The sequence below is a fragment of the Streptomyces sp. WMMB303 genome, assembly GCF_029351045.1.
Lineage (GTDB): Bacteria > Actinomycetota > Actinomycetes > Streptomycetales > Streptomycetaceae > Streptomyces.
The window spans coordinates 740,246-751,633 of sequence record NZ_JARKIN010000001.1 but is presented as its reverse complement, the minus strand read 5'-3'; the positions used below and the strand labels follow the sequence as shown (position 1 = coordinate 751,633).

12 protein-coding genes and 5 tRNA genes are annotated in these 11,388 nt (G+C 75.1%); 10 read left to right on the top strand and 7 right to left on the bottom strand.

The genetic code is table 11. From position 1 onward, the window contains the following. Window positions 1-99 precede the first annotated feature (99 nt). Window positions 100-1,347, top strand: coding sequence for a uroporphyrinogen-III C-methyltransferase (gene cobA, locus P2424_RS03480; RefSeq protein WP_276474323.1), 1,248 nt, complete (start codon window positions 100-102; stop codon window positions 1,345-1,347). An 86-nt stretch (window positions 1,348-1,433) separates the two neighbouring features. Continuing rightward, a complete protein-coding gene (locus P2424_RS03475; protein ID WP_276474322.1) occupies window positions 1,434-2,288 on the top strand; it encodes an RNA methyltransferase in 855 nt (284 codons plus the stop codon). 82 nt (window positions 2,289-2,370) lie between these two features. On the opposite strand, the gene P2424_RS03470 is transcribed toward P2424_RS03475, so the two are convergent. Then, the gene (locus P2424_RS03470; protein WP_276474321.1) at window positions 2,371-3,768 is read right to left on the bottom strand and encodes a serine/threonine protein kinase; all 1,398 of its coding nucleotides are present in this window, start codon (window positions 3,766-3,768) and stop codon (window positions 2,371-2,373) included. 638 nt (window positions 3,769-4,406) lie between these two features. On the opposite strand from P2424_RS03470, the gene P2424_RS03465 reads away from it, so the two are divergent. The 3 genes from P2424_RS03465 (at window position 4,407) to P2424_RS03455 (ending at window position 6,201) form a co-directional block, all read left to right on the top strand. After that, window positions 4,407-4,616, top strand: coding sequence for a hypothetical protein (locus P2424_RS03465; RefSeq protein ID WP_276474320.1), 210 nt, complete (start codon window positions 4,407-4,409; stop codon window positions 4,614-4,616). 228 nt (window positions 4,617-4,844) lie between these two features. After that, entirely contained in the window at window positions 4,845-5,873 is a 1,029-nt protein-coding gene (locus P2424_RS03460; protein ID WP_276478806.1) for a phosphotransferase, read from the top strand. A 43-nt stretch (window positions 5,874-5,916) separates the two neighbouring features. Next, window positions 5,917-6,201 carry a zf-TFIIB domain-containing protein gene (locus tag P2424_RS03455; RefSeq protein WP_276478805.1) on the top strand — a complete coding sequence of 95 codons (285 nt, stop codon included), beginning with the start codon at window positions 5,917-5,919 and terminating at the stop codon, window positions 6,199-6,201. A gap of 110 nt (window positions 6,202-6,311) precedes the next feature. Here P2424_RS03455 and P2424_RS03450 read toward each other — a convergent pair. From P2424_RS03450 to P2424_RS03430, 5 genes are all read right to left on the bottom strand, one after another. Continuing rightward, window positions 6,312-6,383: transfer RNA gene (locus P2424_RS03450), tRNA-Val, on the bottom strand. A 1-nt stretch (window position 6,384) separates the two neighbouring features. Continuing rightward, window positions 6,385-6,456: transfer RNA gene (locus P2424_RS03445), tRNA-Val, on the bottom strand. A gap of 27 nt (window positions 6,457-6,483) precedes the next feature. After that, a tRNA-Val gene (locus P2424_RS03440) sits at window positions 6,484-6,555 on the bottom strand. A 1-nt stretch (window position 6,556) separates the two neighbouring features. Then, window positions 6,557-6,630 (bottom strand) — tRNA-Cys (locus tag P2424_RS03435). 30 nt (window positions 6,631-6,660) lie between these two features. Next, window positions 6,661-6,733 (bottom strand) — tRNA-Gly (locus P2424_RS03430). 144 nt (window positions 6,734-6,877) lie between these two features. Here P2424_RS03430 and P2424_RS03425 point away from each other — a divergent pair. From P2424_RS03425 to P2424_RS03415, 3 genes are all read left to right on the top strand, one after another. Beyond that, a complete protein-coding gene (locus tag P2424_RS03425) occupies window positions 6,878-8,065 on the top strand; it encodes a chorismate-binding protein (protein WP_276474319.1) in 1,188 nt (395 codons plus the stop codon). After that, complete coding sequence (locus P2424_RS03420; RefSeq protein ID WP_276474318.1) at window positions 8,062-8,883, top strand: aminodeoxychorismate lyase; 822 nt, start codon at window positions 8,062-8,064, stop codon at window positions 8,881-8,883. The genes P2424_RS03425 and P2424_RS03420 overlap by 4 nt, the downstream gene beginning before the upstream one ends. Window positions 8,884-8,986: 103 nt before the next feature. Then, window positions 8,987-9,862 carry a GNAT family N-acetyltransferase gene (locus P2424_RS03415; RefSeq protein WP_276474317.1) on the top strand — a complete coding sequence of 292 codons (876 nt, stop codon included), beginning with the start codon at window positions 8,987-8,989 and terminating at the stop codon, window positions 9,860-9,862. Window positions 9,863-9,890: 28 nt separating this feature from the next. Here the strand turns inward: P2424_RS03415 and P2424_RS03410 are convergent, their stop codons facing one another. Beyond that, complete coding sequence (locus P2424_RS03410; RefSeq protein ID WP_276474316.1) at window positions 9,891-10,418, bottom strand: DsbA family protein; 528 nt, start codon at window positions 10,416-10,418, stop codon at window positions 9,891-9,893. A gap of 103 nt (window positions 10,419-10,521) precedes the next feature. Between P2424_RS03410 and P2424_RS03405 the strand changes: the two genes are divergently transcribed. Together P2424_RS03405 and P2424_RS03400 are read left to right on the top strand one after the other, a co-directional pair. Further along, a complete protein-coding gene (locus tag P2424_RS03405; RefSeq protein ID WP_276474315.1) occupies window positions 10,522-11,025 on the top strand; it encodes a hypothetical protein in 504 nt (167 codons plus the stop codon). A 162-nt stretch (window positions 11,026-11,187) separates the two neighbouring features. Beyond that, window positions 11,188-11,349, top strand: a complete 162-nt coding sequence (locus P2424_RS03400) for a hypothetical protein (RefSeq protein WP_276474314.1) — start codon at window positions 11,188-11,190, stop codon at window positions 11,347-11,349. The last annotated feature ends 39 nt before the right edge of the window (window positions 11,350-11,388 follow it).

Genomic DNA, 11,388 nt, shown 5'->3' with positions numbered 1-11,388 from the left:
GCTGTTCCTCACCGTCCTCGCCGCTCCACCGCCGCAGCGGCGTCGTCCTCGGCCCGGTGGACGAGCCGGCCCGCCCTCTCGAGAAGGATGCCGTCCCAGATGTCGGAAACCTCCGCCACGCCCGCCTACCCCGTAGGACTCCGCCTGGACGGCCGCCGCGTCGTACTGGTCGGCGGCGGCACCGTGGCGCAGCGCCGCCTCCCGGCGCTGCTGGCGGCGGGTGCGCGGGTCACCCTCGTCGCGCCCGAGGCCACGCCCTCCGTCGAAGCGATGGCGACGGCCGGAGAGATCGCCTGGGAGCGCCGCGGCTGGCGGGACGGCGACCTCGCGGACGCCTGGTACGCGCTGGCGGCCACCGACGACGCCGCCGTCAACGCCGCCATCGTCGCGGAGGCCGAGGCCCGCCGGGTGTGGTGCGTCCGCGCGGACGACGCGGACCGGGGCACCGCGTGGACCCCGGCGACCGGCCGCAGCGACGGCATCACCGTCGCCGTCCTCACCAGCGGGGAGCACGGCGCGGCCGGACGCGACCCGCGCCGCGCGGCCGCCATCCGGGACGCTGTCGTGGCCCGGCTCGGGGACGGCACGCTCGGCGCGGAACAGCGCGGGCCCCGAACCCCCGGCGTCGCCCTCGTCGGCGGCGGACCCGGCGACCCGGACCTGATCACGGTGCGGGGCCGCCGGCTGCTGGCCCAGGCCGACGTGGTCGTCGCCGACCGGCTGGGCCCCCGCGACCTGCTGGACGAACTCCCGCCGCACGTCGAGGTGATCGACGCGGCCAAGATCCCCTACGGCCGGGCGATGGCACAGGAGGCCATCAACACGGTCCTGGTCGAGCACGCCAAGGCCGGGCGGTCCGTGGTGCGGCTCAAGGGCGGCGACCCGTTCGTCTTCGGCCGCGGCATGGAGGAGGCCGAGCAACTCGCCGCCGAAGGGGTGCAGGTGACCGTCGTCCCGGGTATCTCCAGCGCGATCAGTGTGCCCGGCGCGGCCGGTATCCCCGTCACCCACCGGGGTGTGGCCCACGAGTTCACCGTCGTCAGCGGCCATGTCGCGCCCGAGGACCCGCGTTCGCTGGTCGACTGGACCGCGCTCGCCCGGCTGCGGGGCACCCTCGTGCTGCTGATGGCGGTGGAGAACCTCGGCGCCATCGCCGCGGCGCTCCGCGCCCACGGCCGTCCCGACGACACCCCGGTCGCCATCGTCCAGGAGGGCACCATGGCCACCGAGCGGCGGGTCGACGCCACCCTGGCGACGGCGGCCGATCGCGCCGCGGCGCAGGGCATACGGCCGCCGGCCGTCATCGTGATCGGCGACGTGGTGGCGGTGGGCCCGAGCGCACCGTGACCCGCCGGGCATGTCCCGGGCAACCACTCCCTACGCGGCGGTATCGACGCATGGGCACTTCGAGTGAGACAGGGCGGTATCGGTCTGTGGCCACCTCATCCTCCCCCGGCACACCCGGCGACCGGCCGGCCGGCGGGCTCGTCACCGTCGAGCAGTCCGACGATCCCCGGCTGAGCGACTACACGGGCCTGACCGACGTCGAACTGCGGCGCAGGCGCGAGCCCGCCGAAGGGCTGTTCATCGCCGAGGGCGAGAAGGTGATCCGCCGGGCCCGGCAGGCGGGGTACGCGATGCGCTCGATGCTGCTGTCCGCGAAGTGGATCGACGTCATGCGCGACGTCATCGACGAGGTGCCCGCACCGGTCTACGCCGTCAGCCCGGAGCTGGCCGAGCGCGTCACCGGCTACCACGTGCACCGCGGCGCCCTGGCCTCCATGCAGCGCAAGCCGCTGCCGAAGCCGGAGGACCTGCTGGCCACCGCGCGCCGTGTCGTGATCATGGAGTCGGTCAACGACCACACCAACATCGGCGCCATCTTCCGCAGCGCCGCCGCGCTGGGCATGGACGCCGTGCTGCTCTCACCCGACTGCGCCGACCCGCTCTACCGCCGCTCGGTCAAGGTCTCGATGGGCGCCGTGTTCGCCGTGCCCTACGCCCGGCTGCAGAGCTGGCCGCAGGACCTGGAGACGGTACGCGACGCGGGGTTCCCGCTGCTCGCCCTCACACCGGACGAGAAGGCCGTCCCCCTCGACACCGCCACCCGGCGCTGCGGGGACCGTGCGGCCCTGCTGCTGGGCGCGGAGGGCAGCGGGCTGTCCACCCGCGCGCTGCGCGCCGCCGACCAAGGGGTCCGCATCCCGATGGCGCACGGCGTCGACTCGCTGAACGTGGGCGCCGCCGCGGCCGTCGCCTTCTACGCGGTCGCGCGGCAGGCCGGCTGAGAGGCCCGGAGCACGTCGGCGGGGCCGCCGGGGCGGTGGGTCCGAGACCGGCTGCCGGGCCACGGCACCCGCGGCCGCGGGGTCACGGCACCTGCACGGAGGTGCTGCTGCCGAGCCCGCGGGCGGGACCCTCGCACCCCTGGGCGACCGCGATGCCCAGGGCGACGAGCAGGGTCACCGTCACGAAGACGATGAGTCGCTGCCGCAGCAGTCTCCTCTTGCGGGCTGCCGGACCGAGCCCTCCGGGGCGCCCGCGCCGGGCGGTCGGCCGAGGCCCGGTCGACCTGCCGTTCGCCGTCCGCTCGCCGCCCCGCTGAGCCGGCGGCGCCGCCGGGCGGCGGGGCGGGCGCTCGCCCCTGCGCGGGCTGTTGCCCGTGGGATGTGCGGCGTCCCGCGCGGCCCGCGAGGTCCGCGGGGTGCCGCGTGCGCCGGACGCGGTCGAACGTGCCGAGCGGGGGGTCGAGGCCCGGGGGGCGCTCGCCGCCCGCTCCCGCTCCCAGCCGACGGTGTCGCGCTGGGTCCGCTGCTGCATCGGGTCCCGGGGGCGGCGCTCCCCGGCGGGCCGCGCGCCGGATGCGTACCGCCCTGCCGTCCCCGGCCGCTCACCGTGCCACCCCGCCCGGGCGCGCGGCGCGGGATCCCCGCCGTCGGACAGGCCGCGGGCCTCCCGCGCCGCGATCTCCTTGAGCCGAAGCGAGAGCTGCAGCGTGCTGGGCCGGTCCTCCGGCGACTTGACGAGGCAGGCGTGGACGAGCGGGGCCAGCGCCGCGTGCACGGTGTCCAGCAGCGGTTCCTCGTGCACCACGCGGTAGAGCATGACTTCGGAACTGCCCTGCCCGAACGGGGAGTCCGCGGTGGCCGCGTACGCCAGCGTGGCGCCCAGCGCGAACACGTCCGTCGCCGGGGTGACCGCCGCGCCCCGCACCTGCTCGGGCGCCAGGAACCCGGGAGAGCCGACGGCGGTTCCCACGTGCGTCAGTGTGCTCGCCCCGGTCGCCCAGGCGATACCGAAGTCGATGATGCGCGGGCCCTTGGGGGACAGCAGGATGTTCGACGGCTTCAGATCGCGGTGCACCACGCCCGCCTCGTGCACCGCCACCAGGCCCTCGGCGAGTGCGGCGCCGATCGAGGCGACCTGCGCGGCGGGCAGCGGGCCGCTCTCGTTCACCTTGTCGTGCAGCGAGGGGCCCGGCACGTACTGGGTGGCGAACCAGGGGCGGTCGGCCTCCAGGTCCGCGGCCACCAGCCGGGCGGTACAGCCGCCGCGGATCCGCCGCGCGGCGGACACCTCGCGTGCGAAACGGGAGCGGAACTCCTGGTCCTCGGCCAGGTCCGGCCGGATCACCTTCAGCGCGACCCGCTGGCCGCGCCGGTCGGAGCCCAGGTAGACCACGCCCATACCGCCGGCTCCCAGGCGCCGGTGGAGCCTGAACGAGCCGACGACTCGCGGGTCCTCGCGCCGGAGCCGCATCATCGCCATGTCCGTTCCTACCTCCGGTGTCCGATGGGCGGTGGCCCACCTCCGGCACCCGGTGGCGGAGCAGCCCACCGGTGTCCGGTCCGTCTGACGACCACAGCTTACGGACTGCCGCGGCGAGCCGACGATAGGCCGCGCACGCGGCGCCAGACGGGATGTCAGAGCACGGCGGTCGAAGGGGACTCCACCGGACGCGCCTGTTCCGCACACCCCCGCGCCCCCGGTGTCGCGCCGTCAAACCGGCTTTGCCGCACGGGGTTTGACGCGGCGAGGGATCCGACGGGCGCCGCGGCGGACAGCGGCGCGGAACAGCCTGTGCAGTCCGCCCCGCCGGGCCGGAAGCACCGGCTCGACCAGAGTCGGGAGGCGGCGGGGGAGTGAGAGAACTCACCCCCTCGGACCGCGCGGGGGACCGGGCGGCGGTACCCCCTGGGGGAAGACCCTGGGAGGGCCGGGGACGCCCTCCACCCTGGGGAGTAGGCGGCTGCGCCGCACGTCATCCTGCGGGAGGCCCCGAGTCGGTACGCGCGCATGACGCCGCCGCCGGCAGCCCTGCCTAATGTGGTTGTCGAGCGGCGGGCGCAGCACTCGTCCCCCGAGGTCGGACGTCCGCCGCTCCAGACAACGATCAGGAGCGGATCATGGCGTACACGGCCGGGCGCACGGCGCCCGCGGGGAAGGGACGGCTCGCGGCACTCGCCGATCTCGGCACCCGCCCCGGCGGCCGTCGCCACCCGCTGGTGGCCGCCGCCATGGTGCTGCCACTCGCCCTCCTTCTCGGCCTCGTCTCGGGCTGGGGCCGGATGGTGCTGACACAGGCGTCGTCCGTGGTCGGAATGCTGGGGTCCTGAGCGGCCCCGGGCCCGGTGGAGCGGACCGGGTCGGGGACTTCCGGCTCTACAGCCCCGTGGGGACGGGGGTGCGGCGGACGGCACGAGGCCCGGGCAGCTGGGGAGCTGCCCGGGCTCTCGCGTATCCGGCGGCGGACGCCGCGCTCGGAACAACGGGGCCCCGTACGGTGCCCTCGTCGAACCTGTGGAGTGCTCGTGGCCGATCCTGAGAGCCCCGGCGGCAGCCGCGTGCTGCGCCAGGCCCTCGCCGTGCTCACCGGGGACCCCGGAGGGCTGGGCGCCGTGCTCGCCGACCGCGCCGACACCGCCGTCGTGCGGGTCGGCGAACGGGTCGCCAAGGCACACGCGCCCGACGCGGAAGTGCCCGCGCTGGAGGTGCGGATCCGGGTCGCCGCGGCCCCGGAGTACCGCGGGGTGCTGCTGCCCCCCACCTCCGAGGACGCCCCCTCCCCGCTGCCCGGGGGCCGGGTCGGCAGCGTCTGGCCCCTCGGCGCCCCGGTCGACCCGGACGACGCGGCGGCAGCGCCCTGGGGAGCGGCGGGTGTGCTGCTGGCCCGGCTGCACACGGCGCCGCTCCCGGCGTCCGAGCGGCTCACCGGTCCGCTGCCGCCGATGCGCGGCCCGGCCAAGGCGGCCCGGGCCCTGGACCGGATGCGGCGCGCACCCCGGGGTGCGCACGGTGCGTCGGCGGATGTCGTCGAGCGCGCATGGGCGGGGCTGCCGCCGTGGTGCCGGGGCGAGGAGCCGGGCCCGGCCCCCCGCACCCTGTGCCACGGCGACTTCCACCTCGGCCAGCTCGTCCGGCATCCGCGGCCCGACGGGCCCTGGCAGCTCATCGACATCGACGACCTCGGGCTGGGCGCCCCGGCCTGGGACCTGGCGCGGCCCGCCGCCTGGTTCGCGGCCGGTCTCCTCGCGGCCGCGGAGTGGGAGTGCTTCCTCGGCGCCTACACCCGGACCGTCGACTTCGCCGCGGCGGCCGGTTCCGTGGGGGACGAGCGCCTCCCGCACGTCCTGGCCGGTTCGGACCCGTGGCGGTATCTCGACGCGCCGGCCCGGGCGTTGACGGTGCAGAGCGCGGCGCTCGGTGTCGCGAAGGCCGCTACCGGGGGCCGTTCCCTGGACGAGGCGGAGGAGGCGTGCGTGGCCGCGTGCGCCCGGATCGCGGCTCTTTCGCAGGTGCCGAACTCCCCGCGCCCCGGGGGTCGTAGGCTGGGACAGTGCCGACCGGGACCGGGGGTGTCCGGTCACCGGTGAGGGAACCGGTGGGCAACCGGTAGGGAGAGGAATCCGACGAATGATGCAGTGTCCCAAGTGCGGTGCGCCGATGCACACGTACAACCGCAGCGGTGTGCAGATCGAGCAGTGCGGCAGCTGCCGCGGAATCTTCCTCGACTACGGCGAGCTGGAGGCTCTCACCAGGATGGAGGCGCAGTGGGGGCAGTCGGCCCCTCCGCCGCCCGGACCGCAGGGCTACTCCGCCGGACCGGCCTGGGGTGCGCCGCAACACGGCTCGCACGGCCACCACGGCCACCACGGGCACCACGGGCACCGTGGCTTCGGGCGGATGCTCTTCTCCTCCTGAGCGCGGGTCCGCCGCACCGCATGGGAGCCCGCGACGGGTGAGGACGCGGCACGGGAGCCCGGAGCACGGACGAGGGCCCCGGCGAAACCGCCGGGGCCCTCGATCAGGTGTGGACGATACTGGGATTGAACCAGTGACCTCTTCCGTGTCAGGGAAGCGCTCTCCCGCTGAGCTAATCGTCCGTGCGCGGTACTGGGATTGAACCAGTGACCTCTTCCGTGTCAGGGAAGCGCTCTCCCGCTGAGCTAACCGCGCGGAAGGTCCGGTGGTGGCCGGACCCGGTGGACGATACTGGGATTGAACCAGTGACCTCTTCCGTGTCAGGGAAGCGCTCTCCCGCTGAGCTAATCGTCCTTGGAGGTGGAGACGGGATTTGAACCCGTGTAGACGGCTTTGCAGGCCGTTGCCTCGCCTCTCGGCCACTCCACCAGGTGCGGGGCCCGGGAGGTCCCCACATCGAGCGGACGACGAGATTCGAACTCGCGACCCTCACCTTGGCAAGGTGATGCTCTACCAACTGAGCCACGTCCGCAGTGCCTTTTCCGGGACGCACCCGGGAGGCCGTCCCCGGGGCGCATGCACCTCGGCGACGTGTTGAACTTTAGCGGATTCCCGTGCCAGCTCAAATTCCGTTTGCGCAGCGTGCCCGCCCCGCCGTCCTCATAGACTCGAAACCGTGTCCGATCTGACCCCGCTCGCCCGCTTGGGCGGCCACCTCGCCACCGACCTCCGCGACGTGACCAGCGACCCCGAGGCGCTCGACTCCTCGGGGTGGTGGGCCGTCGTCGCCGACTACGAGGGCGGGCTGTGGTGCGCCCGGTTCGGCGACGTGCGCCCGGCGCCGCTCCCCGCGCCGGTGCCCGGCCGCTGGCGGGGCCCGGCAGCCGGCGCCTGGGTCAGCTCGCTGGACCGCGCCGCCTACACGGAGGGCGTGCGGCGGATCCGCGCCGCCATCGGCACCGGAGACGTCTACCAGGTCAACCTCTGCCGCGTGCTGTCCGCGCCGCTGCCGGACCCCGCCCCCGGGGCCGCCGACATCGATCAGCTCACCGCCCGGCTCGCCGTCGGCACTCCCGCGGCCTACACGGGCACGGTACGTCTGCCGGCGCACGGCGTGGAGATCGCCACGGCCTCCCCGGAGCTGTACCTGAGGCGCGCGGACCGCACCGTCGAGTCCGGCCCCATCAAGGGCACCGGCCGCTCCGCGGCCGACCTGGGGGAGAAGGAGCGGGCCGAGAACGTGATGATCACCGACCTGGTCCGCAACGACCTCGGCCGGGTGTGCGTGCCCGGCTCCATCACCGTCCCCGCGCTGTGCGCGCCCGAGCCCTACCGGAATCTGGTCCACCTGGTCTCCACCGTCCGCGGCGAGCTGCCGGAGGCCGCCGGGTCCGCAGCCCGCGGAGCCGGCGGATGGGCGCGACTGCTGGCCGGCACCTTTCCGCCCGGCTCGATCACCGGCGCGCCCAAGTCCTCCGCGCTGCGGCTGATCGACGCACTGGAGACGACGCCGCGCGGCCCGTACACCGGCGGCATAGGCTGGGTGGACGCCGACCGTGGAACGGGCGCGCTGGCCGTCGGCATACGTACGTTCTGGATCGAGCGGGACCACCCGCGCCCGCTGCTGCGTTTCGGGACGGGCGCGGGGATCATCTGGGACTCCGACCCGGACCAGGAGTGGCGGGAGACGGAACTGAAGGCTTCCCGGCTGCTCGCGGTAGCGTCGGGGGAGTACGACGAGAACTCCAAGAACGCCGGGAACGACAGAAGCGCCGCGGCCACCGCAGCGCGCGCGTCGGCCGCGCCCGGTGCCCGTCCGGTGACACAGCGGCCCCCAGCGGCTCCCCGAGGTGAACAGCAGTGAAGATCTGGCTCGACGGCGGACTCCAGGACGCGCACAGCGCGAACGTCTCCGTGTTCGATCACGGGCTGACAGTCGGGGACGGGGTCTTCGAGACCCTCAGGACCGTGGACGGCACCCCGTTCGCGCTCACCCGGCATCTGCGGCGGCTCGCCTCCTCGGCGCGCGGCCTCGGCCTGCCCGAGCCCGACGCGGACGAGGCGCGGCGGGCCTGCGACGCGGTCACCACCGCCAACCCGATGCCCTACGGCAGGCTGCGGATCACCTACACCGGGGGCGTCTCGCCGCTCGGCTCGGACCGCGGCGAGGCGGGCCCCACCCTCGTGGTCGCCCTCGGAGAGGCGACCCGTCGCCCGGACACCACCTCGGTCGTCACCGTCCCCTGGACCCGGAACGAGCGCGGCGCGGTCACCGGGCTGAAGACCACCTCGTACGCGGAGAACGTCGTCGCGCTCGCCCGCGCCCGGCAACATGCCGCCACCGAGGCCCTGTTCGCCAACACCCACGGGCGGCTGTGCGAAGGCACCGGGTCCAACGTCTTCGTCGTCCTCGACGGCGAGCTGCACACGCCGCCGCTCGCCTCGGGCTGCCTGGCGGGGATCACCCGGGCCCTGGTCCTGGAGTGGGCGGGTGCGCACGAGACGGATCTCCCGATGGAAGCGCTGGAGCGGGCCGAGGAGGTCTTCGTGACCTCCAGCCTGCGCGACGTGCAGGCCGTGGCGCGGCTGGACGGGCGTGCCCTGCCCGGTGCGCCGGGCCCGGTCACCGCCAAGGCCATGCGGATCTTCGAGGAGCGTTCGGCGGCCGACATCGACCCGTAGCGGCGCCGGGAGGCGCCGCCGAGGAGCTTCCCGGTCCGGGTGATCCCACGTGATCCGGCACACGGCAGGTGGGCGCCGGGGGCCGCCCGGGTAGAACGGCACCGTGACGACCACTCTGCGCCCCACCGGTCCGGAAAGCAGCCCGCCCGAGGGCGGACGCGCGCGTGCCTACGAGATCCGGGTCAACTCCCGCCCCGTGGGCACCGTGCACCTCAGCCGGGCGCCGGAGGACGGCCCGGCGCTGGGGCGGCTGCGGCTGTACGTGGAGCCGGGGGAGCGGCGGCGGGGCCGGGGCGCCGTGGCGGCACTCGCCGCCGAGGAGGTGCTGCGCGGTTGGGGCTGCACCCGAGTCGAGGCGGGTGTTCCGCTGACCGCCGGGGCCGAAGCGCCCGCCGGGGCCGGAACGGGCGGCGGACAGCCCGCCGGGGTGCGTCTGCTGGCCGCGCTCGGCTACACGGAGCGCAGCAGCCATCTGATCAAGTCGCTGCACACGCGCCCCGCGCTGCCCCCGGGCCGCGCGCTGCGTCCGCTGGTCCACGCCGAGTTCGACGCCTGGTGGGAAGAGGGGACGGCGACCTTCGTCGCCGGGCTGGTCGAGCACGGCCACTCCCGGGAGCAGGCCCTCGCCCGGTCCGCGGCCGTGCGGGGCACGCACCTGCCGGACGGCGCCGCCTCGGCCGGGGCCGCGCTGCGCGTCCTCATCTGCGAGGGCACCGCCGTCGGCACGTTCTGGCTGGGCTTCACCGGGCTGCCCCGCAGCGACGTCCGCGCCTGGGTCTACGACGTCCGGGTGCAGCCCGGAAGGCGGCGCGAGGGCCACGGGCGCGCCCTGATGCTGGCCGCGGAAACCGTCTGCCTGGACGCCGGGGCCGACCGCCTGGGACTCAACGTCTTCGCCGGCAACACACCGGCCCGGCGGCTCTACGGTTCGCTGGGCTACCGGACGGTGGAGCGTCACTACCTCAAGACGCTGCTGTGACCCCCAGGGCTGCTGTGGCGGCCGCCGCTCAGCGCCCCAGCAGCCGGTCGGCGATCTCCTCGATCCGCTCGCGCAGCCCCTCCTGGCTCTTTCCGCCGTCCAGCCGCCGCCCGTCGAGGACGTACGTCGGGGTGCCGGTCACCCCGATCGCCTTGCCCTCGGCCTGGTCGGCGTCGACCACCAGCAGATGCCGCCCGTCGATCAGGGCCGTCTCGACCTCGTCCGCGTCCAGGCCCAGGCCGCGGGCCACCTCGACCAGCAGCGCCTCGCCCCGCTCGGTCAGTTCCGCGGTGCGTGCCAGCACCGCAGCGGCGTACTCCTCGCCTTTGCCCTGCTCCACCGCCTCCTCGAACGCCTGGGCGGCCGCATAGGCGTGCTTGTGCTTCCCCAGCGGGAAATGCCGCAGCCGGATCTCCAGCGCGTCGCCGTACCGCTCCCGCAGGGCCCGCAGATCGGTCTGGGCGCGGTGGCAGTCCGGGCACTGCAGCTCGCACCACACCTCCAGGGTGGCGCGGGGCTGCGGGAGGGTGGTGCCGGAGTCGGTGGGGTTGTCCATGGCGACAGTCTCTCAGCCCCCAGGAGGGGTCCTACCCGGAGATCTCCCTGAACCGCGGCCCCGGCCATGGCCGCCACCGCTCGGCCGGTGCGACCATGGAGACATGCTCACCACCACCGTCTGCGCCGCGCTCTCCGCGGCCGGCCTGGCCATCGCCTTCCTCACGGCGTGGCGGCGTCGCTTCGCCGCCGCGACGCGGCTGGCCGCCCTCGCGCTGGTGCCGGTCGGGCTGGCGATGTCCGGCCTGGTGGGGCTCGGCGGCAAGATCGGCAGGGCGGTCGGCAGCTGGGCGGCCGATCTGGTCCTCAAGCCCACGGTCTGGGCCGGGTTCGCCGTGCTGGCCTGCGCCATCGTGCTGTGGATCATCGGCCGCGCGGCCGCGGCCCGCAGCGGGTCGGCCGCGTCCCGCCGGGAGACTCGAGCCGCGGAGCCCGCCGCGGGAGCGCCCGCGCTCGGCGCCTCCGGGCCACCCGCCACCCGACAGCAGTCCGCGCCCGGCAGGCCCGCATCCGACAGGCCCGCATCCGGCAAGGGCAAGGGCAAGGGTGCCGAGCCGGGCGAGGATTTCTCCGACATCGAGGCCATCCTCAAGAAGCACGGCATCTAGCCCCCCCCGTTCGGCCCGTCCGAGCCGGGCTCCTGCTGTCCCCGCGTGCCAAGCGCCTTAGCACGCGGGCTCACGGCACAACCGGCTTTCCGGCCAAAACCACCGGGAATGGGGTGGAGTGGTCGTCCGGTGCCGCCGGGGCTGCGACATGATCGCGGCGAGATGGACACGACGCCGAACTCCGCGATCGAGCTCGACGAGCTGCCGCCCTCCGAGCCCAAGGGGTGCCTGTACGCACTCTCCCAACCGCCGCTGATGCTGTTCCTCGCCGTGATCGCGGTACTGCTCGGTGCCGCCGGGGCGCACGACCTGCTGCTGCTCTGACGGAGCCGACCGGGGCGGGGCAGCGCCGGCCGCCGCGGA